The following is a 26,125-nucleotide window of genomic DNA, read 5'->3' on the forward strand; positions in this document are numbered from 1 at the left end:
CTTGAGCTGTGCGTCATGGGATCGCTCTTGTGGCGATCATTCCTATGACGCCGCTTGAGGCTTACACTAGTGAAGCGATCGCTTTATCTAGTTTTGCTAAGCCCTCTTCAATTTCTTCTTTAGTGATCACCAGTGATGGTGTGAAACGCACAACGTTTGCACCTGCAACCAGCACCATCAGACCTTCTTTACCCGCAGCAACTAATACGTCCCGTGCACGGCCTTGCCATTCGTCATTCAGCGCTGCGCCTAATAGCAGGCCTTTACCACGAACTTCACTAAAGATTTGATACTTTTCATTAATCTTGGTTAGACCATCACGGAACAACTGTTCACGAACCTTCACGCCCTCTAGCGTTTCTGGCTGGCTAACAACATCAACAACCGCTTCTGCAACCGCACATGCCAGTGGGTTACCACCGTAAGTTGAACCGTGAGTACCCACTTTTAGGTGCGTCGCAAGCTCATTCGTTGTCAACATTGCGCCAATTGGGAAACCGCCACCAAGAGATTTTGCTGTGCTCAAGATATCTGGCGTAACACCTAGACCTTGGTACGCGTAAAAGTTACCGGTACGACCGTTACCCGTTTGAACTTCATCAAAAATAAGTAGCGCGTTGTGCTTGTCACACAACTCACGAACTGTGTTCACAAACTCAGGCGTTGGAGAAATGATACCGCCCTCACCTTGTAGAGGTTCCATCATGATGGCACAAGTGCGATCAGAGATATACGCTTCTAGCGCTTCGATATCATTGTACGGAAGGTGAGTAACATCACCTGGCTTAGGACCAAAGCCATCAGAGTAAGCTTCTTGACCGCCCACAGTTACAGTAAAGAATGTACGACCGTGGAAGCCTTGTTTGAATGCGATGATCTCAGATTTTTCTGGACCATGAACGTCCGCTGCCCAGCGACGTGCAAGCTTCAATGCTGCTTCGTTCGCTTCTGCACCAGAGTTTGCAAAGAACACTTTCTCTGCAAAGCATACGTCTGTTAGCTTTTTAGCTAGACGCAGTGCTGGTTCGTTAGTCATAACGTTACTTAAGTGCCACAGCTTATTTGCTTGTTCAGTCACAGCATCAACCATTGCTGGGTGACAGTGACCCAAACAGCTCACCGCAATACCACCAGCGAAGTCGATATACTCACGACCTTGCTGATCCCAAACGCGTGCCCCTTCCCCTTTTACTGGGATCATTTCCATTGGGTTATAACAAGGCACCATGACCTCATCAAATAGACTACGTTCCACTTTATTTTCCACTGTCATCACACATTCCTTCTCGATACTGCAAGCTTCGCAAAATAAGCGTAATGGTTCATATCTGAGACAAAGGTATTTTGTCTCGCCATCATCCTGCTGCAGCATTATATTTACATTTAATTAACCTTTTCAATAGTAGATTATTCTTTCACCACGTTAAACAAGCAGGTGAACGTTACTACCTATGACTATTTATGCATCAACATATCTATTTTATGAAGCTTTTTTTGCTATGAGGGACTTATAAGGGCAACAAATGTAGGCAGAACAAGCGCTGGAGGGGGATTGAAAGGATATAACGCGAATAAGTTTGCAGCGGCTAAAAAACCACACTTATTCTCTATAAATGTTATAAAAAGTGATCAGCGTCAGAAGGATTCAAACGCTCAGCGAGCAAGAAAATTAGCAAGCAACTGGTGTCCTTGCTCTGTTTTAATCGATTCAGGGTGAAATTGAACCGCGTCGATAGGTAAAGTCTTGTGTTGGTAGCCCATGATCTCATCCATACTGCCATCCTCAAGTTCCGTCCATGAGGTCAACTCAAAGCAGTCTGGTAGGGTGCCGTTCTTTACAACTAAGGAGTGATAACGAGTCACGGTCAGTGGGTTGTTGAGCCCTTTAAATACACTGGTGCCAGTATGACGAATTGGCGAGGTTTTACCGTGCATCACTTGTCTAGCGCGCACCACTTCTCCACCAAATACTTGAGCAATGGCTTGATGCCCTAAGCACACACCTAAGATAGGCAGCTTACCTGCAAAGTGCTCGATTGCTGCAAGTGATATTCCCGCATCGTCTGGGGTGCAAGGTCCCGGAGAGATCACAAGGTGATTTGGGTTGAGCGCTTCAATACCGGCAATATCAATTTCATCGTTGCGCACTACCTTAACCTCTGCACCCAACTCACAGAAGTATTGGTACAAGTTGTAGGTAAAAGAGTCGTAGTTGTCGATGATAAGTAACATACGTAAATCGTAACCGTATTGAAGAGAACAAGAGGGTGTGTATTGTGCAGTAAGAGATTAGAAAGGCAAGTCTTTCTCTTTATTTCCTATTTAAACTAAGGCAATAAAGAAGAGGCGCACTAGGCGCCTCATTTAGGTTTTTATAGATTAGTTACAATCTTTCGCAAAGATAGTATCAACCCAGTGTGGGTTATCTACGAATGGGTTACGGTTGCCCTGAATCTTTTGAATTTTGCTGTTGCGGTTGAATTCAAAACTATCGACAGGATCTTGTTCATTCCACTTTAGAAGTGCACACACATTACCTAAAGCAGTACCATTATTGGCAACTGTAGGCACCAATTCGAGATCTGGAGTGTCAGGATCATTACCTTCATAACGCGTCGCCATATAAAACATCATGCGGGCAACATCACCTTTTACTGCATCACGAGGCTCAAATGAATTGCTGCTTACGTAGTTACCTGGTGCTTCCGCAATTTCCGTACCGCCTTCATCAAATTCATGGCTACTACGTTTGCTGTTCACCGATTCATCCGTTGGACGCAAGTGGTGAATATCTGTGTAAGCATAAGGGCCTTCATTTGGGAAGCCGCCATTAGATTTAGGGTAAGTATGCTCACGGTTCCAGTTATCTTGACCAAGGTTACCTTGACCGCTTCTCTGGCTTTTCTCTTGAGAACGACCAGTATACATAAGAATCACATTTGCACTATTGTTAGGATCTTCATCCGTTATACCTAGCGCTTTCCAAACATCCATTGCATCAGGTGAAGAGTTATCGGTATAAGGAAGTTTCGTAATACCCGTAGAAATAATGGCATTCAGAGCCGCTTTCAGCTCATCGCCTGTTTTGTTCAATGCGCTGTCGTAGTAGCCATCAGGGTTGTGTACTTCGCCCGGTGGAACCGGTGGCTCAACAATCGTTGTTTGGCAAGTTACCTTAGGTAGTGTGCCGACAACATGGGGATCATGTGCTTGTTCATATGCCGCATTAACACTGAATGCACACGGGATAAGTAAAGTCAGTAGTGTCTTTTTCATACTTTTCATTAGGGGCGACAAAGCCCCTACTCCTTAATGCAATCAGGTTACTTGTTAAAACGACGACGTAGGAAGCCAAGTCCTAGTAGGCTCAATAGACCGCCTAGACCAAATGAGCCACCATCACTGCCAGAGTCACTCATTTGAGTAATCGACACTTGCTGCGTTTCAATCACTTTACCTTCAACAGCCGTAGTCACGGTGTATTCACCCACTTCTAGACCTGAGATAGGTACTTCCGTCCAGCCAAGTGCAATCTCAAATTGGTCAAGCACATCTTTTTGAACATTTGAAGAAGTCGCGACAAACGCTTGAGTTGCATTGTTGAAGCTCACCGACACTTCGTCACCCACTTTTAAGTAAGCAGAGTCAGAGTATTTAGTTAGATCAACAAAGTGCTTAAAGGTACCGCCACCGATAGGCGCCTGTGGACGAGGCTCGTTAATTGGCTCATCAGGAAGTTCGACTGGCGTACCCGGCTGCACAGGTTGGTCTGGATCAGGGAATACTGGGTCAACAGGATCAATTGGTTTACCCGCAAAGGCAATCGATAGTACAACTGGGTCATGGCCTGCTGCGCGGAATGAATCAGAGTACGCTTGACCCAGTTCGTGCTTAGCGTCCAGCGTTTGAGATTCACCAGCATTGATATTCCAATGGGTTGCACCAACAACCTTCGATTTAAGTCCTGCAGAAGTCAGAATGTAGTCAAGGCTACCATTCTCATCTCCTTGAACGACGTTGTAGCTATTTGGATCTACAATCTCCATTACGTTCTCAAAACCGTAGCTATCAGCAACAACCACACCTTCTTCGTGTAGAGATTCATCACCGATGAAGGTTTTTTCAGCCGTCTTGATTTCATAGTTTTCAGGTGCGCCTGAACGATCAGTCAGTACTGTGATTGCATCTTCATTATTGAACGCATTTAGGCTACCAAGAATAACTTTTTCGCCTTCCATTTCAGCCAGTTTTTGGCCTAGATAATCCGCAGCAGACACACGTAGATTCTCACAGCCGCCTTGGCGATCGTCGTCCGATGTATCTTCTAGACAAACTTGTTCTTTATCTGCAAAGTGGTTAACCGCAACCACAAGTTTCTCTTCACGATCTTTGAATGAGAATACCGGCACAACCGCAGCATGCTGAGTCGTAAACTCACCATTTTCCGCCTCTTGCTTCGGCATAGGGATCACTTGTAGCGAATCTAAGCCAACTGTACTCGGACGGAAAATTACGAAGTTCGCTGTCGCTAGCTCACCTACAGTTGTTAGCCCTTCACTGCTAGCAATGTTGTACTGCTTAGCCTCTGGAAGATCAGCATTAAGCTGAGTTACTAGGTAAGAAATCGCAGAGCTCTCTTCAAAGCCGTTGTTTTCAATTTCCATCAAACCAACAATATCAGCATCAAGTGCAGTTAATGCCGCAACAAGCTTCGCGGTTTGATGATCAAACTGAGTTGAATCCTGCGCACCAGGTGTCGCATCGAACGCTAGGAAGTCATTGCTCTCACCGCCACCTTGCAAGCTATTGAAGTACTCTTGAGCGTTAAACGTTGCGATACGAACGTCGCCCTCATCAACTTTAGGTGCTAAGTCACGGTTGTTACCACGTGCAATGAAAGTATCGTTGTTCGCATCTTCTGTTACGTAGAAGCGGTAGTCTGAATAAGAGTACCCGAGCACACCTTGAAGGTTACTTGCTCGGTCGCCAACTCGGATAAAATCTTCGGTTGAACCATTTTGGTCAATGTCAGTTTTAGCAAAGTCTGGGTACCACGCTGGTGCGCCAACCGTATCTTTCTTAAATGACTCAACCACTAAGCGTGCATCATCATTACAGTCCGCAGCTTTTGCGGCTTCGTCAGTCCCCGGGAAATTCGCTTGGTTCGGGTGAACACTAGCTTTGCCTTGGCTAAGAACAAGGTTATAACGCTGTGGCCCTTCATCCATGCTATAGCTGCGTGATACTTTCATATCTGAGGTCGAAGTTAGCTTCACTAGCATCCCTTCATGACGCTCTAAAGTGAAATCAAACTCAGCATCGCTATCAAGTTGCGTAAGTTCTACTGGAGAAATAGTACCAGTGCCATTTTTCACCACCGTTGTTGCTGGGATCTGAGTCCAACCATAGTTTTCTTCAACAGGACCAGTTACCAGTACCTTGTCACCTACAACCAAGCCGGTTACATCTGCAACAACAAAAATACCGTCAGACGTATTTGGATCAGAATCTGGCTTTTCATCTTGCATGAAGAAGCCAATTGCGCCATCAGTATCCAAAGCTTCTGCTTGAATCGCTGTGATCACACCTTCTACCGTAAACTCTTCGTCCGAAATGAATTTACCATTTGCTGGATCTGTGTGTGGTGACGCCCAAGATTTACCTTGAAGGTCACTGATTAAAGTGTCTGGTGTTGGGTCAGGGTCGGGATCTGGCGTGCCACCACCAAGATCAACGTTACCAATATCGGTCCAGTCATCTTTTGAAAGTTCTTCAAACTTAGTATGGTCATAAGCGGTGCTAGCCGTCATAACTATTCGTTTAAGAGTTTTATCTTTGTTGTAATCTGTGTCATCTACATAACCTAAGATGTCAACAATTTCACCATCTTTAAATAAAGCTAGTGAATCATCACCACTAAAATATGTAATATCTCCTGTATCATCAGCTTTATCTAAAAGGTCTTGAACAGAAGATGAATTAGCAATTACAAAAGTTTGGCCTGGCTCTAGCGTTACTGAAGAAAGATCGTAAGGGTTTTTCCATTCCCCAGCACCATTAAACTCTACCATTAATGTGTAACCCGTCAGTGTAGCTGTAGCACCTCCAACGTTCGCAATTTCAATGGCTTTGTTATTTGAACTGCCTTCGACAACTTCCGTAATCAGTATATTGGGAGCCCCTTCATCCAGTTCGACCTTGCCTAAATCACTCCAGTCATTTTTATCAGCTGTAGCATCAAACTTTGCTGCGTCATATACAGTACTAGGAGAGAAATCAATACGTTTTAAGGTGAGATCTTTGTTGTAATCGACATCGCCCAATACACCAATGAGGTCAACAAGAGCCCCATCTTTATGCACCGCGATAGGGTCATCGCCATTAAAGTTGGCAACTTGATCGTCAGTAATATCAGCAACTGCGAGTATAGCTGGATCAGCATCAGGGTGAGCAACAACCAGCGTTTCACCAGAGTTCAATGTATAATCTGAGAGATCTAAACTACTCCCCCACTCACCTTTACCGTTTGTATCTTTTAAGAGCGTATATCCCGCTAGCGATGTGGTGGCATTGCCTACATTCGCGATCTCGATAGCTTTGTTAAAGCTGGAACCTTCGGTTGTTTCCGTAATAACAATATTCGCATTTGCCATAGGCGCAATAACCGCACCAACAGCAATCGCTATTAAACTTTTTTTCATGTTTGAACCTCAAAGGTAAACAGATTTATATCCATATCAGCCAAGGTAACGTTGTGTTTCCTCAGCTCTACTCAAAAGAAAGGGTTAGTAAAAATTACTAACCCTTTTATCAATTACTGACGACGGCGGCGTAGGAAACCAAGACCAATCAGTGACAACAGAGCGCCGAAGCCGAAGCTACCACCAGAACCATCGTATTCAGGTATTACTGGGCTAACATTGCTTGAATCACGCTTAGTGATATCCGCTTTCATCGACATAGAGTCAATCACTTGAGCCGCCGATGCACCTGCGCTTTGTGCCGCGGCACGATCACCTGTTAGCTTCATTGAGATGGTGTAAGTACCAGTATCAAGACCAACCACATCAAACATTACAGTTTGAGCACCTGAATCAGATAGCGTTACTTTTGGTAAACTCACATTTTTCGGACGAGGAGAAATCGAGATCTCTGCTACATCACCAGACTGCGCGTCTGCAGATACAGGGAACGCGATATCAGCACGGCCACTCTTAATAGCAATATTTACATTCGTTTCACCAGATTCACCATATTTGTAACCTAGAGAAACCATTGCAGGATCGTGGTCTGAAGAGCGAATTGGTGTTTCAGCGTAGAATGGGTTACCTATTTCATTCGGCTCTTTCTTGTAGTTACTGTAATCATTCAACGATGATTCAGCTGCATTGATATGCCAATCAGCCGCATCAACTAAACGATCTTTTAGCGATGGCGTGATTAACAGGTGATCCAATGAACCAATTTCGTTGTTGTATGAGTAACTCCAAGCGGTTTTGCCTGCTGGGGTTTTCAAGTCAACCGCATTTAGGTAGCCAAATGTTGTCGTGATCTTTTGACCATTCTTTTCAAATACTTCATCACCAATAAAGGTGTGGCTTGAAGCATAGATGTCTTTCTTAGTTGGGTTGTCAGTAAGAACCAACATAGGATCTTCATAGGTGTATGAGTTCATGTCACCTAGAACAACCTGATCACCACCAATTTTCGCCATCTCTGTACCTAGCTGGTAAGCAGCTGACACACGGAAGTTCTCACACGAACCTTGGTAGTCATCGTTACGAACATCATCATTTACTGGGTCAAAGTCGTCCCATGTTTCCCAACCAACCCAGTCTTCATGACACGTAGAGCCTTTAGATTTTAGGTGGTTAATTGCTACCGTTAGTCGTTTACCTGTGTTGATAACTTTAAACGTTGCTGCAACAGTATTACGTTGGTAGTTGTCACCACTTTCACGAACCGCACCATCGCCATCAACGATAGCACCGCCTTCAGGGTACTCGACTAATGGAGCGTGCTGCTCTGGCATTTGGATAATTTTACCAGAAACAATCGATACCTTAGATGGACGGTAAATAACTGCAGAGGTGATTGCATCTGTACCTACTGTGTCATTTTCATCAAGGATGGTATCGCCGTTTTTGTCAAAGCCTACAAATACATAACGATTATGAATTGAGTCTTGATCACCACGTTTTGCGTAATCTTCTTCCGCATAGTTCGCATTAACTGCAGCTAAGAGCTCTTTAAGTGCACCGAAATCACCAAAACCGTTATTTTCGATTTCCATCAAGCCCAAAATATCAGCATCTAGGCCGTAGATAGCCTTAACAATCTTGGCTTTTTGACGCAGGTACTCTTCTTCTGATTCTGCGCCGCGGTTGTCACCAAATTGGTTATCACTGCCACCATAAGGAGAGTTAAACAGGTTCAATACGTTTTGTGTTGCGACTTTAATGGTAAAGCCACCATCGAACTCTTCGTTGACGATGTCATATTCGCCAGTGTCATCACCGTAACTATTTTTCTTCGACTCTGGGCGTGGTGTATTTGGCGTAATATCAGATGTTTGCATCTGGAAGCCACCCGCTGCAGGATCTTTAACCACTAGACGGTACTCATCGTAGGTGTAAGCAATCACACCTTCAACGTTCTTAATACCATCATTAATTCGAATTGGGTTATCGTAGCTAAAGTCAGCGTAGTAAGGGATATTACCGTTACTTGGTGCTTTTTCACTCTCTAAGAATAGAGTCGCATCGCGGTTTTGTTCGATCTTAGCAATCGACTCGAAGCTGCCCGCTACGTACTCTTGGTTAGGGTGGAAGTTTGGCTTTTCATATGCAAGTGCAAGGTTATTACGGAATTGACGCTTGTTGTAAAGCTCAAAGTCGAAGGCAAAGGCTCGCGTTACGCGCATATCTTGATTGCCCGTTTTAGTATCGTCCATGTCCTCAACTAGCTTAACGAACATACCTTCGTGGCGCTCAAGTGTTTTCGCAAAAGATGCACCGTCTTCAGGGATACGTTTCAACTCAACTGGAGCAGGAGCTGGAATAGTGCTGCCTGTTGCTACCCAATCTTCAGTTAGGTTAAATTGTGTTTGGCCATAGTATTCACGAACGGTACCAACAACAGTAACCTCTGCACCAACTACTGGCAGGTTATCTTTTGCGTAAACAAACAGGCCGTCTGATGTTAGTGGGTTTCCATCGTTATCGTATAGGAAAAAGCCTTTAGAAAGGGCACTGCCAGCACTTGGTAGCGCATAACCAACATAAGCGGTTAGCTTATAAGTTGCTTCTGTTTCGTAAAATTGATCTTCTTTTAGTGGCGTTCCAAACTCAGCCTCAACAAACGGAGAGAACATGCCTGTACCTTGCACTTCTGCCAGTGTCGTTTCTACTGGTGGCGGTGGCGGTGGCGGCGGTGTTAGTAGTGTCGAGTCACCTAGACCATCAAATGTGTCTTTCGGTTGTTCAACCCATGCTCTCGGGTCATAGCTACTATTTGGGGTTGTTGCATCAATGCTTCGCACAAATGTTTTATCACTTCCCCAGTACTCACCTGTTAGGCCAATTAGATCGTGAACTTCACTGTAGCTACTTTTCTTTGCGATGAAAACAGTATCATCACCATTAAAAGTCATTGAGTTGTAAAAGCCACTCTCATAACCATGAGCTTCTACTACTGCACCAGAGTTTGCTGCAATTGCATCTTTTAATGCTTGGGAAGCATCTTCATTAATGATCGTTAACGTACCTTTCGCCGGAACAGTTTGCCCATCAAGAAGGTGCCCTTTCGTCTTTGACTGGATTTCATTTGTGTACTTAGCATCTGCTCTAAACAAAGTGTAAGTCGCATCAAAAGTGAAATCTGTATCACCGGTATTTAGTAACTCAATAGCCTTATTATCATCTGAGCCTTCAACATACTCAGAAATAATAATATTATTGATGTCCGCCAGTGCCGCGCCGCTAAGCACACTACTAATCGCACCAGCAAGTAGAGTCATTTTTTTATTCATTTCGATATCTCTCTGATTTAATTAGAAGTAAACACGTGCGTAAGCGTAAGCGTCTTGAGCAGCTTCACCAGTATTCCACTCAAGTGCGATAACACTAGAACGTGTTGGACGGTAGTTGACACCCAATGTGCCCCATACGCGCTCATCACCCCAGCTGTGCTTGTCGTTGCCACTTGCTGCTTGCTCATTGCGATTGTCAATCGCCCATTGCTCATACTCTTCGTAGTTGTATGAAGCAGTGAACTCCCAATTATCAGTAAACTGGTACTTCGCGGAAGCCAGGTAACCTTTGTTCTCTAGAGTTTGAAAATCATTGTTCACGTAAGTTTTCTCACCGGTAACAGGATCAACTGAAACCAGTGTTCTTGACTGTGCAATATCTTCTTCTTCGAAGAACGCATTAACACCAAGGTGGAAAGTTTCCGTAACAGCAAGGCGTGCGCCAGCACCTAGTAGACGCTGCTCGCCATATTTTGATTTACCATCAGAGCCACCGCGACCTTCCGCACCAGCTACGACAGAGAAGCGATCGCCAAAGTAACCAATGTAACCATTCACAATTTCGCCAAGTTCAGAACCCGAAGAGGATTCAGCACGGTTGGTGTATGACGCGCCCACTTTGATCGCACCAAAGTATTTACCTTCATACTTTGCGGTCATGTCTTGGTCGCCCGCTTCACCGGTTTCAACCGTGGTATCGAAAGTGAAGTCGCCCCACTTGTCGTAGTCATCAAATGCAGTATCGGTTAGACCTACCTCTACGTAGTGTTCTTGATTCTTGCTCTTGTACAGGTCATATCCAATAAAGACCTTGTCGATCGCCAGAACCATATCACCTGAACCGTATTCCCAGTTCTCACGCTCATAATCCAGCTCTAAGCGATAGTGCATCTTGTCTTGTTTGCCCTTCACACCCATGGTTGCGAATGAGTCATCAATGAAGGTTTGGTCTGCGTAAAACTCACCGTATTCATAGTTGGCACCAATATGACCACCAACACCCACCTCTCCATAAAGTTTTACGAAGTCACCATTTTCATCTTCATAAATAGTTACGGCATTTACAGCCGATGCCATGAACAAAGAAGAAATAGCCAGCGCCACTGCATTTCTTTTTAACATCACTTATTTCCTTAAATTCAACACTCGTAATGGAATATCGTTCCAAAGCCAGTTAGCGCGCAGAAATTCCAACCATTTATTTTATAAATATGGTTTCGATTGAAATTTACGCGTGAAAAAGCACAGATTCACAAGAGTGATTCTGAATGTAGCCAAGCTTACTCAGTTATATTAAACCTGTGTAATCTCTTACTTTTATGTAATTAGATAAAGCGATAAACACCATAAATGGGGTTTGTTTCACATTTATGTCGCTGATATTACGAGTGTGATTATAAATTCAACAGAATGAGTGATGTGTAATAGAGCTTTTTGTCTAAATTTCTAATATATTGCTCAAGATCTCAGAAATTTAATTTACTTGGTGATAACTGATTTATTAATAATGTCAGATTTTTAGATCTTAAATAATTGGTACAATATAACAATTAAGGTGTGTTTGATTACGCAGGCTTACAAATATATTTATTAGTTACCACAAAAATATATTTAACTGGTGAATACTTCGATTTTATAAATCAAACCTAACAGAAACAAAAAAGCCCCTGCACTAGACAGGGGCTTTAGCAATGATTTAGCAGTTGAATACTATGGGCGAGTCACAAAACCTACTGCTTCGTATGCTTTCTTCAGCGTTACTGCTGCGCGCTCTGAAGCTTTTTCTGCACCCGCTTTCATTACTGCGTCCATGTAGGCACGGTCAGCACGGATGCGGTGGTATTCTGCTTGAATTGGCTCAAGCATCTCAACAATTGCAGCACCCACATCTTTCTTGAATGGACCGTACATTTCAACGCCTTGGTACTGCGCTTCGATCTCTTCGAATGTTTTACCTGTTGCTGCTGAGTAAAGGCCCATCAGGTTAGAGATACCCGCTTTGTTTTCCCAATCATGAGCAATACGTGGTGGTGTTTCTGCATCCGTTTGCGCTTTGTTGATCTTCTTGATGATCGACTTAGGCTCTTCTAGCAGAGTAATCACGTTCTTACGGTTGTCGTCTGACTTAGACATCTTCTTGGTTGCATCTTGTAGGCTCATTACACGTGCATTCACTGTTGGGATGTACGGTTCTGGCACTTCGAAGATTGGCTGCTCTGGTGAGTAGATGTTGTTGAAGCGAGTCGCGATATCACGCGCTAGCTCAAGGTGTTGCTTTTGGTCACTACCTACAGGTACTTGGTGAGCACCGTAAAGCAGGATGTCTGCAGCCATCAACACTGGGTAATCAAACAGACCTACGTTTACGTCGTTTGAGTGACGCGCAGATTTGTCTTTAAACTGAGTCATACGGCTCAGTTCACCCATTTGTGTGTAACAGTTAAGAAGCCAACCAAGTTGAGCATGCTCTGGTACGTGAGACTGAACAAATAGCGTGCTCTTCTTTGGATCAACACCGACAGCAAGACAGATAGCTAGTGCGTCTAGAGTTGCTTCATGCAGCGCTTTAGGATCTTGACGAACCGTGATCGCGTGAAGGTCTACCACACAGTATTGGCAATCGTAATCATCTTGCATCTGTTGCCATTGACGTAGAGCACCCAAGTAGTTACCGATACTTAGTTCACCAGATGGTTGAACACCACTCAATACGATGGGCTTGCTCATGGTTTTAATTCCTTTGCTTATTCGCTAAGTTTATTGACCGCTTAGCTTCTTAACTTAAATATAGAAAAGCCGCACAGCTCTTCTGTACGGCTCATCCAGTGTACTCATTGACAAGTATTTTGCCAGTAGCTTAACTAACTTTTGTACGCTTTATGCTGAAACGAGAACAACATCGAGCAATTGAGCGACACTATCAGCCACATAGTCAGGATTTGATGCTGAAATAGGCTCACCGTGGTTGTAGCCGTATGTCAGACCAAACGAGTGACAACCTGCATTCTTCGCCGCTTTAATATCATTACTAGAGTCACCAACCATCAACATCTCTTCCGCTTTCACATTGTGTTTTTCTAGTAACCAGTTTAGCGCGACTGGGTTCGGTTTCTTTTCTGGGAACGAGTCACCGCCAAGTACATCAACAAAGTACTTGTCGATGCCGTGTTGCGCGAGAACGTCTGGCACAAACTTCGATGGTTTGTTAGTTACCAATGCCATGGTAAAGCCCGCTTTGTGCAGCTCAGCCAACGTCTCTTTTACTGACGGGTAAAGATGGCTCAGCTTGTGGCCGCCTTGCTCGTAGAAATCATCAAACAAGATACGCGCTTTCTTCAGAAGCTCTGGTTCTAAGCTTGGGTCAACGGTTAGGTTGCGGCTGAGCGAACGTCCAATAAGCACGTCAGCACCATTACCAACGTAGTCACGAACTTGTTCTTCACTCACTGAAGGGAAGCCTAGCTCCTGACAAGCTTGGTCAGCAGCGACTGCCAAATCAGGTACGCTGTCTAACAAGGTTCCATCTAAATCAAAGGCGATCAGTTTTATTGAGCTTAATGACATCTTACTTTCCTATTCATTATATGCGTCTCATGTGTTGAGCAATAAGACGTAAAAAGGGGCCAATCAGCCCCTTTATCTAAATTCTTTAGTTTAGGTCAACAGACCCTAGTTCTACTTTTATGCGTTTACTTTTGCAAGCTCTGCACGCATCTCATCAATGACTTCTTTGTAATCTGGCTGATTGAAGATAGCTGAACCCGCAACGAACATATCTGCGCCCGCTTCTGCGATTTCACGAATGTTATCAACCTTTACGCCACCATCGATCTCTAGGCGAATATCGCGACCTGATTCATCGATCATCTTACGAACAGCACGCAGCTTATCTAACGTGTGAGGAATGAACGATTGACCGCCGAAACCTGGGTTCACAGACATCAGTAGAATCATGTCTACTTTGTCCATGATGTAATCTAGGCAAGATAGAGGCGTTGCTGGGTTTAGAACCACGCCCGCTTTACAGCCGTGCTCTTTGATCAGCTGTAGAGTGCGATCGATATGCTCTGATGCTTCTACGTGGAAGGTAATCATCGATGCACCAGCTTTAGCAAACTCAGGCACGATGTTATCAACCGGCTTCACCATTAGGTGAACATCGATTGGAGCGGTAATACCGTAGTCACGCAGTGCTTTACAGATAGGCGCACCAAAAGTCAGGTTAGGTACGTAGTGGTTATCCATCACATCAAAGTGCACAACGTCGGCACCCGCTGCGAGTACTTTTTCAACGTCTTCACCAAGACGAGCAAAATCTGCAGACAAAATTGATGGAGCGATTAGAAAATCTTTCATACCAAACCTCTTAAGAGTAAGTAAATTGCAAGTTCACCGCCTTGGCGACATCTCATAAACAAATACAAGACTCAATCGCAAGACTATTTGGTGCGCAATTCTACCTAACCGATGACAGAGATCCTAGCAGTTCAAGAGAATTGTTTATCAAAGTGCCAACTCAGCAGCTGGCATGAAGGGGGGATATTTCTAAGAGCGATAAACGGGTACAGATGTATCAGATTACTCTACAGCCTGCTGTTTTTTTCAGCGTGGAACAAGGCCAATAACTCATCAACTTTATTACGACCAGCGCCGTTACGACTGATAGTACGCTTCACCTTCACAACATTAAGGTCGGCACCGTGGTATAGGCGACGAGTCAGCGTCGTATCGTGGTTCGAGATCAATACTGGAATACCGCGTTCCATCGCCGTTCTTTCTGCGACATCAGCCAGTGCAGCTTGGTCATCTAACGAGAAACCATTACCTGCGTAAGAGGTGAAGTTTGCCGTGTTAGAAAGTGGCGCATAAGGAGGATCACAGTAAACCACGCATCCCTTACGAGCACGACTAAAGGTTTCACTGTAGCCTTCGCAGACAAACGTCGCTTTTTTGGCTTTTTCAGCGAAGAACTCAAGTTCAGCTTCTGGGAAGTAGGGTTTTTTGTAAGAGCCAAATGGCACATTAAAACCACCTTTTTTGTTGTAACGACACAAGCCATTAAAACCAAAGCGGTTCATGTACAAGAATGCCAAAGAACGATACATGACATTATCAGTATCATTAAATTGAGCTCGAATATCTAAGTACGCTTCTTTGCGGTTGTTCTCGGGGCAGAACCAGCGCTTTGCCTCCGCAATGTAGGTCTCAGGATCGGTCTTGAGGAGATTGTACAGGTTGATAAGATCAGGGTTGATGTCAGCCAGTAGGTATTGGTCGTAATCTGTGTTCAAAAACACAGAACCTGCACCAACAAACGGTTCCACCAATTTACGAGCAGGCGGCAGGTGACGTTGGATGTCTTCAACTAGGCCATATTTACCACCAGCCCATTTTAGAAAGGCACGCTGCTTTTTCATTTACTGCTCTATCTATCAACTCAAAAATACGGCTGCGGAATGTAACATATTTTGAGACTAAGCTCAGGGTTATTTCGCACGTTCTATCTCTCTATGCACCTGATTCATCGATTTTGCCCAAGGTTCCAACTGTTGAAGAGGTTTTGAGAGTGTACTTACCGCATCTCGCGCCACCTGAATGGTTGGGAAATCTTGATAGGTGACAATAAACCACTCGGTGTCATTTCGAACCGTTGGGTAGATACGCACATCGTCAGCGATGTCGTATTTTTCAATGAAAGCCTGAACATCTTCCAGCTCTGTCATTGCCCCCAGTTGCAGAGTATAAGCTCTTGGCGACAAGGCTTTGAGTTCATCTCTTGCGAACGAAAACGTGATGGTTTTCGCTGGTGCTTGAGCCGCTTCTTGTGCTGCCAATTCGGCTTGCTCACGCGCAGATCCGTCATCATCGCTTGAAGCCTCTAGTGCAGCCTGAGAAGGGGTTACTAAAATCTCGCTTGGTGAACTGTTCGCTTCCACTGCGTCTTCAATGTTTTGCGTATCGACACTCTCTGGCTTGCCTTCCAATAGAGCATCAACAACATCAGAGGTGATAACGACTCTTTGTTGAGTATCTTGCTCTGCACCGACACTGACTGTCTCTTCAACTACAACAGGCGGTAACGATGAGGTATCGTCTTCAGCACCACGGTAGTTGTCATTGTCATCAGAATCTGGCGCAGTTACATCTTCTAGATTCTGGTCGTTTCGACTGGTTTCCGTTTCAAACGTCGGGATAGCCGTTTGTTCAATTGGAGCAATCAGCGATTCCGCTTTATCGTCCGGCGTTGGCTGACTTAGCATCCACCAGTAACCACCACCAATCACAACCAAAAGCAAAGCGACCAAAATCATAATGTTGGTTGGTGAGCCAATAATTGAGCGAATAATAATCCTTTTTTCCACTTTTAACTCTCCCAGAGCCATTAACTCACCCGGTAGAGGCGCTGCTTTCCTAAATGCGCTTCGTACTCGGTTTTCCATATCATCATCAACATAGCGCACCACCAACGACTCAAAAAACTGCAACGCTTCTTGCTCCGACAGCGGGTCAATTTCAAGATCAATCGGTTTATGCTCTTGCCCGTAACTCAAGCGAGTGAGTAGCGCGTCCAAATGTCCTGCTTCAGAAAACAGCACAATATTGATTGTCCATTGAGGATTGTTTTGCGCCTCTAGGACCAATAACCACAGTTCAGAGATCAGCACTTCTGACAAGCGGTGAGCATTATCGACCACGATCACCACATCGCACGAATCACCATCGAGTATTCGCGTTAGGCTTTCACTAAGGGAGTCATGTTGATTGAAAAGCGGATCTGAAACGATTTGGCTCAGAATGAGCGCGCGGCGTTGTTGGTCATCTTGATTAGGGTGACAAAACAGTAGGCATTGATTCTTATCGGTTGCCCATGCCTCTAGGTAGCGTTGCGCTAGCCATGTCTTTCCTGAACCGGGTTGCCCCGCCACAGTCACTAAGTTTGAACCAAAATTGGTGAGTAGGCGTAACCGCTCGAGCAGTTCAACCTGAGACTCTAACTCCAATACTCTTAATTCATGAGCCAAACTCATTAGGCTTCCCTACAGACAAATCAATCAAACGCCATGATGATGACTCTGAGCCATGATAGCCCAGAGCAACATTACTTCTTGCTTAGAGAGTACGACAGAAATCAATCGCTTGTTTGATGATGTCCTGAGGTACATCTGCAACCACCTCAGCCGTACCAATGCTGGTTGGTAGAACGAGACGGAGCTGACCTGAAAGCACTTTTTTGTCACGCATCATGTGCTGCATAAAGTCTTCAAAAGACATGCTTTCTGGTGTGTGAATCGGCAACTTCGCACTCTTGAGTATAGAGATAATACGCTCAAGTTGCTGTTCGTTAATCAAGCCCTGCAGTTGCGCCGTTTTCGCCGCCATCACAGTGCCCGATGAAACCGCTTCTCCGTGCAGCCAATTACCATAGCCTAGTTCTGCTTCAATCGCATGACCAAATGTATGACCTAGGTTCAATAACGCACGGATTCCCGACTCTTTCTCATCTTGAGCCACAACCTCAGCTTTAATCGCACAGCAGCGTGCAATCGCCGTTGTTAGGGCTTGTTCGTCAAGTTGATACAGCTTATCGAGATTCTCTTCTAACCAGCTAAAGAAGGCTTCGTCATAGATGATGCCGTACTTGATCACTTCAGCAATACCGGCAGCAAACTCGCGCTCTGGCAGTGTGGATAGACAGTTGGTATCAATGATCACCGACTTCGGTTGATAGAAGGCGCCAATCATGTTCTTACCCATAGGATGGTTAACCGCAGTTTTGCCACCTACTGATGAGTCCACCTGTGAAAGCAGAGTCGTTGGAATCTGAACGAAATCAATACCGCGCTGGTAACAAGCCGCAGCAAAACCGACAAGGTCACCAATCACACCGCCACCCAAAGCAATCACCACCACATCGCGGCTGTGATTTTCTTCAAGCATGTAGCTCATTACGGTGTTAAAGGTTTCAAGCGTTTTGTATTGCTCGCCATCAGGCAGCTCAAGTAGAGATGCTTGACAGCCAACATCACTTAAAAGCGATAGGATTTTATCGGCATACAAAGGAGCTACCGTGACATTACTGATCACGACAACTTTTTGCTTCCCAGATAAAAAAGAAAGGTACGCCGGGTCTTCAAATAACCCGGCGCCAATAGAGATAGGGTAGCTACGCTCAGCTAGATTGACCGTAATCCGTTCCATGGTTTGCTCTCCGAAAAAATTGAACTTAACGTTCTTCTAGCATTTTTACGATCTGGTTGGCTACCACTTTTGCACTTTGATCGTCTGTACGAACTGTGTAGTCCGCTACTTCTTCATACAGTGCGTTGCGAGACATTGCTAGATCTTCTAGCACATCACGCGGGTTATCCGTTTGAAGTAGAGGGCGCTTCTTGTCGCGGTTTGTGCGCGCAAGTTGCTTTTCAATTGTTGTTTCAAGGTAAACAACAATACCTCGTGCAGATAGACGGTTGCGATTTTCTTTGCTCATTACTGAACCACCGCCTGTCGCAAGAACAATACCTTGCTCTTCAGTCAGATCGTTGATTACAGATTCTTCGCGTTTACGGAAACCTTCTTCACCTTCTACATCAAATACCCAAGCGATGTCTGCGCCAGTGCGCTCTTCGATTACAGTATCAGAGTCTAGAAACTCCATGTGCAGTTGGGAAGCTAGGTGTCTACCAATTGTACTTTTGCCGGCGCCCATTGGGCCAACAAGAAAAATATTGCGTTTCTCAGCCATGTTTAGCAGTAATTTACAACGTTAATTCAATGACATCGCCACAAGGTAGGTCAGTACTAATACTGAAATTAAAAGGCCCGTGGCACCAATTCCTCACAGATAATTCGTGATAAGACCCGAAATTATCAAGGTTAGGTGCCACTAATGCAACTTTATTTTTGATCTAATTGTTCCTTATTGAATCACAACTTTAGGTGTAACAAAGATCAACAGTTCACTTTTCCCTACATTTTCATAGCTTCGACGAAATAATGCGCCTAAAAGCGGTAAATCCCCAAGAACGGGAACCTTATCCACCGTGTTGCTGACACTGTGTTGGAAAATCCCCCCTAACACGACAGTTTCACCGTTATTCACCAATACCTGGGTACCAATTCTCTGTGTGTCTATCGCCACCGCCTCACCAGTGCCCGTTTTCACCACTTGTCCCGGTCTATCCTGTGTCACACTCAAATCCAGAACTAAGCGATTGTCTGGGGTGATTTGTGGCGTCACCTTTAGACTCAGCACAGCTTTCTTAAACGCCACCGATGTTGCGCCACTTGAAGAGGACTCTAGGTAGGGAATCTCTGTCCCTTGCTCAATATAGGCGGGCTTTTTGTTGGTCGTGATTAAGCGCGGGCTGGAGATAATCTCCGCTTTAGACTCTTGTTGCAACGCTGATAACTCAAGATCAAGCAAGGTATCGGAGCCCAGCTTAGCCACCTGAAACGCGATACTCGACGCATTCGGAGATGTTGCACCGAGATTGACGTTGAGGTAGTTATCTATCGCATCTGATTCACCACTATCGTCATCACCATCATAAGGTTGAATCGTTGGGTAGTTGCCTTCGATTGAGCCGCCTACTTTGAAACTGCCATTGGTTGAGGAGATGCCCCAACGAACCCCCAGCTCATCAAGGTTACCCTCAGTTACTGTGACTATTCTCGCTTCTATCTGTACCTGCTTAACCGGAATATCCAATGACTCCACAATCTCTCGAATCACCGAGATATTCTCGGATAGCTCTCTAACTAACAGAGAGTTGGTCCGCTCATCTATAGTGATACTCCCCCGATCTGAGAGCATGCTTACCACTCCGTCACCACCAATCATCTCGGCGATATCAGAGGCCTTAGCAAAATTGATTTTGATGATCTCAGATTTCAGCTCCCCCAGCTCCTCTTCTAGACGTGACTTTTCAAGGGCTTGTTGCTCACGCAGATCCAACTCAGCCCGAGGCGCCACTAAAATCACATTGCCATCAACCCGCTTATCCAAACCTTTAACCTGCAGGATGATATCTAGCACTTGCTGCCACGGCACCCCATCTAACCGCAAGGTCAGGTTACCCGAGACAGAATCCGAGACCACTAGGTTGAACTCGTTATAGTCAGCGATAAGCTGTAGGACATTACGCACAGGGATATCTTGGAAGTTAATCGAGATAAGCTTGCCCTCTTTTTCAAGGATGCTTTTCTCTGGCTCAGGTTCATTCACAACGGGCTGACTGATCACAACCTCGATTTCTCGCCCTTTAAGCTGATATTCATAATCGTAATCGGCACTGATGGAGGCCAACAATCGAGTGCTCGGGGCTTCCCTAAAGACCTCAATCTCATCGACTAGGGTGGAAAAGTCCTTCACATCCAGCAGGTAAAGTTTGTCGTCTGAAACCTCAGTATTAAGCAGTTCAATACTCAAGCCTTCTTGGGCTTTTTGCACGTCAACCACAGTACTGCTTGATGCCAACTTGATGATAATCACCGCTTCACGCGCTTGATTAACCCGAAAATCGATATTGAGTAATTCATTGGTCATCGTTTGTGCGCTCGCCCCAGCAGTGACGCAAAACAGCAACACAACGAAAATAACTTGCTGCACTCGGTTCATTATCCGATTTATTCCTTTAATCATATCTACATCTCTATCCACGACATGTGGTTGGTTTATTTGAGTGCTAAGCGGACATTGCGTCGATGCCAACAACCTAGACCATCTGGAAGGGTTTCATTAATCAATACATACTGACTGGTGACCTTGGTAACGCGTCCATTGTTCAAGCCGATAAACTGCCCTTTTTGGACTTTAACAACGTTACCTTTGGGCGTTTGGACAAGACCCGACACCTGACTGCCACTGCCCATCACCCCTTTGAGCCTCAGGTTGCTCAGCGGGTACTTCTCCAGTTTCCCAGTGCGTTTACGCTGACTCGGCTGCCAACAATCTTTCTTAACCTTGGGCTGACTGTGAACGATCGCCTCTTTGGGCAATTCGAAAGGAGGTCGTTGGGTTCTTTTTTGGTATTGCGCTGCTATAAATTCAGAAGCGGGTACGAGTTGATCGACATCTTTGCGTGCCCGCGCCTCAACTTGCACTACAAAGTCCTCAAGTGAGTCTTGATTCGCTTTACACCCCACCACCGTCGATATCGCAAGAAAAAGCATGAGTGTTTTAGCGGGACTCATCTTTCACCTCCGCCTTAAACTGGTAGGTGTATGCTCGAACACGAAAATGCAGCGTGCTGCTCTCTTGGCTGACCCTTTGCCAGGTCACGTCATCGAAGCTAATTATGCGCGGCAGTTTGGCAATCGCTGCCGAGAAATCACCAATCTCATGATAATCACCGGTCAATTCAATATTGAGAGGCAGTCGATATAGGAAGGCCTTGTTTTGTTTCTCGCCCCAATCAATGCGGGTGAAGGTGAGTTTATTGTCTAAACCAAGCTCATTGACCGAGGCGAGCATACTGGCCAACTCCTTTTGAACAGGCAGTTGTTCGAGAAGGTAGTCGTAACGACTGGTCAACTCATCCAATTGATTCTGCAGCGCAGGTAGAGTGGCCACTTTGTTGGCTTTAATACGAAGGGTCGTTTTTAGTGTCTGCTCTTGCTGCTTCATCTGCTCCAGTTCGTCGTTGAGTGGCATCACATAAAACCAAGTACCAAACCCCTGAATAACCAGCATCAATAAAACAATCACTAGCAACTGCGGCAATAAAGGCCACTCGGTAATCTCATCAACATCGAGGTCTTGCAGATTAACCATGTGACGCCCCTTGTGTATTACGAGCTGCTTGAGCCTCTTCTATCGACGGTGGCACAAAACCAAACGAGACCTTGAAGGTTTGGAACTCTTTATTGAAGCGCTTGCGGTTGTGCACAATCGAGTGCATCTCGACATTTTTGAGTGAAGGAGAGCGTTCTAGATTATCGAGCATGGTGGCGAGTCGCGCGGTGCTATCACTGATCCCCGACATCTCAATCTCTTTGCCATTCATCTTGATCTTATCGACGTAGACGCCCTCTGGGATCAGTTCCGGCATCAGATTCATGAAGTGCGTGGTTTTGTTGCGTCCAGATTGAAGAGACTCCACCACATCCAAGCGAGTCAGGATCGCCTTGTGTTCTCGCTCTGCGACTTTAAGAGAGCGAATCTGTTTGTCGAGTTGGCTGATGTATTGCTCTAAGTAGTTAAGTCGCGCCTGCTGGCGTCCCTTCTCTTGCTGGAAATAATACCCCACCGCCCACTGCCCCATAACAGCAACCAAGGTGCCTAGAATCACTAATTGAATGAAGCGCTTCTTGTGTTGTGCTCGCAGTTCATCCCGCCATGGCAGCAGATTAATTTGATGCAACATGCTTCACCCCTTGCCACTTCAAGCCACTAACTGCCATACCAGCAGCGATACCAAAGGCATGACGATCCATACTCTTATAGCGTTTATTGGAGGCTCTATTTTCAAACAGCGCTAAAGGATTGAGTGATTCGCAGGCGAGCTGAAAGTGGCGCTCCAATTGTTCGGCCAATAGCGGAGTTTCTGCTCCCTCACCCGTCAACCAAATCCCTTTCAATGACTGCATTGAATTGACCGAAGCATAAAGCTGAAACTGCCTTTTGAGCTTCTCAATTAGACTGACCGTAAAGGCTTGAGTCTGTTGAGCAGAGCCAAAGCTATTTGCCGCCTCATCACCAGAGTCATTTTGATAGAGAGCTTGCGTACCGAAGGCGATATCTTTGAAAAAAGGCACTCCGCTTTGAGAAATCAGGCCAAGCGATGTTTGGGTCACCCCAATATCGACCAGCATCCAGCTCTGCTTCTCGGGATAAAGTCGGGTGGCTAACTGCCAGATGTTGAGGAGACCGTGGGCTTGGGTATCAACAACGATTGGTCGGAACCCTGCCTTGGTCAGCGCCAAAGAGCGACTCTCGACCACCCCTTTGCGCGTCGCATACACCTGATAATTGGTGGTTGACCCGTTACCAAACCGGTTATCATCCAGTTTGACAAAATCCAGACTCAGTTCTTCAATAGGAAAAGGGGATTGATGGGCAAAGGTTTGATAGATAGAGAACTCTTTTTCTCGGTCTTCAAGCTCACTTTCTATCTGCAATACCTTACTAATAACGGTATTATCAGGCACTGAGATGGCCGCATGACGACAGCCAAACGGTAAGCCTTTCCTAAGTTCTTTGAGTTTCTTTACAGTTTTCTGATACTCCAAGGTGTGGTTATCTGTGAAAATGTCGTCCGTAATAGGCAGTTCTTTGTACCCCACTAAGGCATACAACTCTCCAACGGGCTTTAAAACCACAGCTTTTATGCTGTGATTGTTTATATCTATACCTGTAACTAATGATGAACCCATACCAGCTCCTGACATGCCCAGCATTTCGTTGCTTATATAGGGGTTGTGATTATTAGTTAAATAAGCGTTAATAAACGAAAGCTAAGTTTTTAGCCTAGAGTACAAGGGTTTGCTGCTTATCAGCCTTAACTAATCAGGGATTATCCGGTGAAGTTCATAAAGCGATTATTCATATTTACATTGGTTTGCATGATTCTTGGAGTCAGTACAATTTTTGGGTTTTATTATTACGTAAAACCAGAATTGCCAGATGTCGCGACACTGCGTGACGTTGAACTTCAAACGCCAATGCAAGTCTTCAGTCAAGACGGCAAATTGATCTCTCAATTTGGTGAGAAGCGACGCAACCCAGTCAGCTACGATGAGATTCCTCGTCACCTAGTAGAGGCACTGATTGCAACTGAAGATAGCCGTTTCTACGACCACCCAGGTATTGACCCGATTGGTATTACTCGTGCTGCGATTGTTGTTGCTATGTCTGGCTCAGCAAAGCAAGGTGCGAGTACCATTACTCAACAGCTTGCGCGTAACTTCTTCTTATCTAATGAGAAAAAGATCATGCGTAAGATCAAAGAGATCTTCATCGCGATCCACATTGAGCAACTGCTGAGCAAAGAAGAGATCATGGAATTGTACGTGAACAAGATTTTCTTGGGTCACCGTTCTTATGGTTTCGGTGCAGCTGCACGCGTTTACTTTGGTAAAGACCTACCGGACCTCACCCTAAGTGAACTCGCGACATTGGCGGGTATGCCAAAAGCGCCATCAACCATGAACCCTATCTACTCATTAGAGCGTGCGACCAATCGTCGTAACGTGGTTCTAGGTCGTATGTTGGATGAAAAATACATCACCCAAGAAGAGTACGATGAAGCGCGTTCCGAAGAGCTTGTCTCTAAGTATCACGGTGCTGAAATTGAGCTAAGCGCACCGTATGTCGCTGAGCAAGCACGTGCATGGATGGTTAGCCGCTACGGTGAAGACGCCTACACATCAGGCATGAAAGTCTACACAACGGTAGACTCTACCCTGCAAGATGCTGCAAACCGCGCTGCCATCACTAACCTGCTTAACTATGATGAGCGACACGGCTACCGTGGTGCTGAGAAAGTACTGTGGGAAACGGCGCAATCGGCGTGGGATCAAGAGCAGATTGTTAAACACTTAAGATCACAACCAACCTATGGCGACCTAACACCAGCGGTTGTTACTAAGGTTGATGCTCAAAGTGCACACGTGTGGGTTAAGAACCAAGGCGAAGGCGTTATTGAGTGGCAAGGCATGAATTGGGCACGTAAATTCTTGACCGATGATCGTCAAGGTCCAGCGCCTTCCAACGCACAAGAAATTCTAGCGGTCGGTGAACAGATCTGGGTTCGCAGTGAAGCCATTTCTGGAAAAGAAGCCACGGCAGAAGAGAGTGAAGAATCCACTGAAGTCGCTGCTGTTACGCCTGCCAACTGGCGCTTAAGCCAAGTGCCAAACGCCAACACAGCGTTTGTTGCGATGAACCCAGACAACGGTGCTGTACTGTCTATGGTGGGTGGCTTTAACTTTGTTCACAACAAGTTCAACCGTGCAACTCAATCTATTCGTCAGGTTGGTTCTGGTATCAAGCCGTTCATCTACTCAGCGGCAATCGATAAGGGTCTAACCCTAGCGTCACTGATTAACGATGCACCGATTAACCAGTGGGATAAGAGCCAAGGCACGGCATGGCGTCCGAAGAACTCACCACCAACGTATGTCGGCCCTACTCGCCTTCGCATTGGCTTAGCACAATCGAAGAACGTGATGGCAGTACGTGTCCTACGTGAGGTTGGTCTAGACGATACACGTAACTACCTAACTCGCTTTGGTTTTGATATTGATGAAGTGCCTCGTTCTGAGACTATCGCACTCGGTGCGGGTAGCTTAACGCCAATGAAAGTGGCGCAGGGTTACTCAGTATTCGCAAATGGTGGTTACTACGTAGAACCTTTCTACATCAGCCGCGTTGAAAGCCCATTCGGCGACGTTGAGTTTGAAGCATCACCAAAAGTGGTTTGTCACCAAGATTGCGAAACTAATCTAGAAACAGACCCAATCGCTGATGAGTTTGCAGAGCAAGATGTGGATGCAGAAACACAATATGCGCCACAAGTGATCTCAGAACAGACGGCTTTCCTCGTTCGTGAAATGATGTACAGCAATATCTGGGGTGGCGGTAACTGGCGTGAAGGTACCGGCTGGAACGGTACAGGTTGGCGTGCTCAACCACTTAAACGTCGTGATATCGGTGGTAAAACCGGTACCACCAATGACTCAAAAGATACTTGGTACAGCGGTTATGGACCGGGCGTCGTGGCAACAGTATGGGTCGGTTTTGATAACCACAACCGCAACCTAGGTCGTACAAAGAACAACAGTAATCTAGGCAAAGGTCAGATTACTGGTGCAGAAGCTGGGGCGAAAACCGCTCAACCAGCTTGGGTTGATTTCATGGGCTTGGCGCTAAAAGATGTACCAGCACAGCGCAAAGATATCCCTGAAGATATTGTTCGTGTGCGCATCGACCGCGAGACGGGCCTATTGACCAATAAGTCTGATGGTTCTTCGATGTTTGAGTATTTCGTGAAAGGCACAGAGCCGACCGAGTACATTACCGAGCGCTTTGGTGATGATATTTACTCATCGTCAGGTGATGCCGAAGAAGAACTCTTCTAAGGCTAACACTAGCAA

The 26,125-nt window shown here is 45.5% G+C and carries 19 protein-coding genes; 1 reads left to right on the top strand and 18 read right to left on the bottom strand.

Annotation, left to right across the window (positions count from 1 at the left end; translation table 11 throughout):
• Window positions 1-61 precede the first annotated feature (61 nt).
• The 18 genes from KI655_RS21705 to pilM form a co-directional block, all read right to left on the bottom strand.
• Window positions 62-1,273, bottom strand: coding sequence for an aspartate aminotransferase family protein (locus KI655_RS21705; protein ID WP_285408597.1), 1,212 nt, complete (start codon window positions 1,271-1,273; stop codon window positions 62-64).
• Window positions 1,274-1,653: 380 nt separating this feature from the next.
• Window positions 1,654-2,232 carry an aminodeoxychorismate/anthranilate synthase component II gene (locus tag KI655_RS21710; protein ID WP_285408598.1) on the bottom strand — a complete coding sequence of 193 codons (579 nt, stop codon included), beginning with the start codon at window positions 2,230-2,232 and terminating at the stop codon, window positions 1,654-1,656.
• A gap of 147 nt (window positions 2,233-2,379) precedes the next feature.
• The gene (locus KI655_RS21715; RefSeq protein WP_285408600.1) at window positions 2,380-3,276 is read right to left on the bottom strand and encodes an endonuclease I family protein; all 897 of its coding nucleotides are present in this window, start codon (window positions 3,274-3,276) and stop codon (window positions 2,380-2,382) included.
• Window positions 3,277-3,323: 47 nt separating this feature from the next.
• On the bottom strand, window positions 3,324-6,701 hold the full coding sequence (locus KI655_RS21720; RefSeq protein ID WP_285408602.1) for an ExeM/NucH family extracellular endonuclease: 3,378 nt from the start codon (window positions 6,699-6,701) through the stop codon (window positions 3,324-3,326).
• Window positions 6,702-6,814: 113 nt separating this feature from the next.
• Window positions 6,815-10,030 (bottom strand): ExeM/NucH family extracellular endonuclease, encoded by a 3,216-nt coding sequence (locus KI655_RS21725; protein ID WP_285408604.1) that lies wholly within the window; start codon window positions 10,028-10,030, stop codon window positions 6,815-6,817.
• A 21-nt stretch (window positions 10,031-10,051) separates the two neighbouring features.
• A complete protein-coding gene (locus tag KI655_RS21730; RefSeq protein WP_032550016.1) occupies window positions 10,052-11,152 on the bottom strand; it encodes a porin in 1,101 nt (366 codons plus the stop codon).
• A 588-nt stretch (window positions 11,153-11,740) separates the two neighbouring features.
• Window positions 11,741-12,757, bottom strand: a complete 1,017-nt coding sequence (gene trpS / locus KI655_RS21735; protein ID WP_004737171.1) for a tryptophan--tRNA ligase — start codon at window positions 12,755-12,757, stop codon at window positions 11,741-11,743.
• A gap of 150 nt (window positions 12,758-12,907) precedes the next feature.
• Entirely contained in the window at window positions 12,908-13,594 is a 687-nt protein-coding gene (locus KI655_RS21740) for a phosphoglycolate phosphatase (protein ID WP_285408605.1), read from the bottom strand.
• Between the two features lie 117 nt (window positions 13,595-13,711).
• Window positions 13,712-14,386, bottom strand: coding sequence for a ribulose-phosphate 3-epimerase (rpe, locus tag KI655_RS21745; RefSeq protein WP_285408606.1), 675 nt, complete (start codon window positions 14,384-14,386; stop codon window positions 13,712-13,714).
• 227 nt (window positions 14,387-14,613) lie between these two features.
• A complete protein-coding gene (locus KI655_RS21750; RefSeq protein ID WP_285408607.1) occupies window positions 14,614-15,447 on the bottom strand; it encodes a Dam family site-specific DNA-(adenine-N6)-methyltransferase in 834 nt (277 codons plus the stop codon).
• A 69-nt stretch (window positions 15,448-15,516) separates the two neighbouring features.
• Entirely contained in the window at window positions 15,517-17,058 is a 1,542-nt protein-coding gene (locus KI655_RS21755) for an SPOR domain-containing protein (protein ID WP_285408608.1), read from the bottom strand.
• A gap of 82 nt (window positions 17,059-17,140) precedes the next feature.
• Window positions 17,141-18,229 carry a 3-dehydroquinate synthase gene (gene aroB, locus KI655_RS21760; RefSeq protein ID WP_285408610.1) on the bottom strand — a complete coding sequence of 363 codons (1,089 nt, stop codon included), beginning with the start codon at window positions 18,227-18,229 and terminating at the stop codon, window positions 17,141-17,143.
• A 25-nt stretch (window positions 18,230-18,254) separates the two neighbouring features.
• Window positions 18,255-18,773 carry a shikimate kinase AroK gene (gene aroK / locus KI655_RS21765; RefSeq protein ID WP_285408611.1) on the bottom strand — a complete coding sequence of 173 codons (519 nt, stop codon included), beginning with the start codon at window positions 18,771-18,773 and terminating at the stop codon, window positions 18,255-18,257.
• Between the two features lie 174 nt (window positions 18,774-18,947).
• Window positions 18,948-20,672, bottom strand: coding sequence for a type IV pilus secretin PilQ (locus KI655_RS21770; RefSeq protein WP_373417306.1), 1,725 nt, complete (start codon window positions 20,670-20,672; stop codon window positions 18,948-18,950).
• 32 nt (window positions 20,673-20,704) lie between these two features.
• Window positions 20,705-21,223 carry a pilus assembly protein PilP gene (locus KI655_RS21775; protein WP_285408612.1) on the bottom strand — a complete coding sequence of 173 codons (519 nt, stop codon included), beginning with the start codon at window positions 21,221-21,223 and terminating at the stop codon, window positions 20,705-20,707.
• Window positions 21,210-21,803 (bottom strand): type 4a pilus biogenesis protein PilO, encoded by a 594-nt coding sequence (locus KI655_RS21780; protein ID WP_285408613.1) that lies wholly within the window; start codon window positions 21,801-21,803, stop codon window positions 21,210-21,212. The genes KI655_RS21775 and KI655_RS21780 overlap by 14 nt, the downstream gene beginning before the upstream one ends.
• On the bottom strand, window positions 21,796-22,395 hold the full coding sequence (locus KI655_RS21785; protein ID WP_285408615.1) for a PilN domain-containing protein: 600 nt from the start codon (window positions 22,393-22,395) through the stop codon (window positions 21,796-21,798). Before KI655_RS21785 ends, KI655_RS21780 begins: the two co-directional genes overlap by 8 nt.
• The gene (gene pilM / locus KI655_RS21790; RefSeq protein ID WP_285408616.1) at window positions 22,379-23,404 is read right to left on the bottom strand and encodes a type IV pilus assembly protein PilM; all 1,026 of its coding nucleotides are present in this window, start codon (window positions 23,402-23,404) and stop codon (window positions 22,379-22,381) included. The genes KI655_RS21785 and pilM overlap by 17 nt, the downstream gene beginning before the upstream one ends.
• 147 nt (window positions 23,405-23,551) lie before the next feature.
• Between pilM and KI655_RS21795 the strand changes: the two genes are divergently transcribed.
• Window positions 23,552-26,110, top strand: a complete 2,559-nt coding sequence (locus KI655_RS21795; RefSeq protein ID WP_285408617.1) for a PBP1A family penicillin-binding protein — start codon at window positions 23,552-23,554, stop codon at window positions 26,108-26,110.
• The last annotated feature ends 15 nt before the right edge of the window (window positions 26,111-26,125 follow it).

Source organism: Vibrio sp. D404a (assembly GCF_030248535.1).
Lineage (GTDB): Bacteria > Pseudomonadota > Gammaproteobacteria > Enterobacterales > Vibrionaceae > Vibrio.

Coding starts and splice junctions, on each gene's coding strand:
- KI655_RS21705 (WP_285408597.1), bottom strand. CDS start 1,273: ATGACAGTGGAAAATAAAGTGGAACGTAGTCTATTTGATGAGGTCATG.
- KI655_RS21710 (WP_285408598.1), bottom strand. CDS start 2,232: ATGTTACTTATCATCGACAACTACGACTCTTTTACCTACAACTTGTAC.
- KI655_RS21715 (WP_285408600.1), bottom strand. CDS start 3,276: ATGAAAAAGACACTACTGACTTTACTTATCCCGTGTGCATTCAGTGTT.
- KI655_RS21720 (WP_285408602.1), bottom strand. CDS start 6,701: ATGAAAAAAAGTTTAATAGCGATTGCTGTTGGTGCGGTTATTGCGCCT.
- KI655_RS21725 (WP_285408604.1), bottom strand. CDS start 10,030: ATGAATAAAAAAATGACTCTACTTGCTGGTGCGATTAGTAGTGTGCTT.
- KI655_RS21730 (WP_032550016.1), bottom strand. CDS start 11,152: ATGTTAAAAAGAAATGCAGTGGCGCTGGCTATTTCTTCTTTGTTCATG.
- trpS (WP_004737171.1), bottom strand. CDS start 12,757: ATGAGCAAGCCCATCGTATTGAGTGGTGTTCAACCATCTGGTGAACTA.
- KI655_RS21740 (WP_285408605.1), bottom strand. CDS start 13,594: ATGTCATTAAGCTCAATAAAACTGATCGCCTTTGATTTAGATGGAACC.
- rpe (WP_285408606.1), bottom strand. CDS start 14,386: ATGAAAGATTTTCTAATCGCTCCATCAATTTTGTCTGCAGATTTTGCT.
- KI655_RS21750 (WP_285408607.1), bottom strand. CDS start 15,447: ATGAAAAAGCAGCGTGCCTTTCTAAAATGGGCTGGTGGTAAATATGGC.
- KI655_RS21755 (WP_285408608.1), bottom strand. CDS start 17,058: ATGAGTTTGGCTCATGAATTAAGAGTATTGGAGTTAGAGTCTCAGGTT.
- aroB (WP_285408610.1), bottom strand. CDS start 18,229: ATGGAACGGATTACGGTCAATCTAGCTGAGCGTAGCTACCCTATCTCT.
- aroK (WP_285408611.1), bottom strand. CDS start 18,773: ATGGCTGAGAAACGCAATATTTTTCTTGTTGGCCCAATGGGCGCCGGC.
- KI655_RS21770 (WP_373417306.1), bottom strand. CDS start 20,672: ATGATTAAAGGAATAAATCGGATAATGAACCGAGTGCAGCAAGTTATT.
- KI655_RS21775 (WP_285408612.1), bottom strand. CDS start 21,223: ATGAGTCCCGCTAAAACACTCATGCTTTTTCTTGCGATATCGACGGTG.
- KI655_RS21780 (WP_285408613.1), bottom strand. CDS start 21,803: ATGGTTAATCTGCAAGACCTCGATGTTGATGAGATTACCGAGTGGCCT.
- KI655_RS21785 (WP_285408615.1), bottom strand. CDS start 22,395: ATGTTGCATCAAATTAATCTGCTGCCATGGCGGGATGAACTGCGAGCA.
- pilM (WP_285408616.1), bottom strand. CDS start 23,404: ATGGGTTCATCATTAGTTACAGGTATAGATATAAACAATCACAGCATA.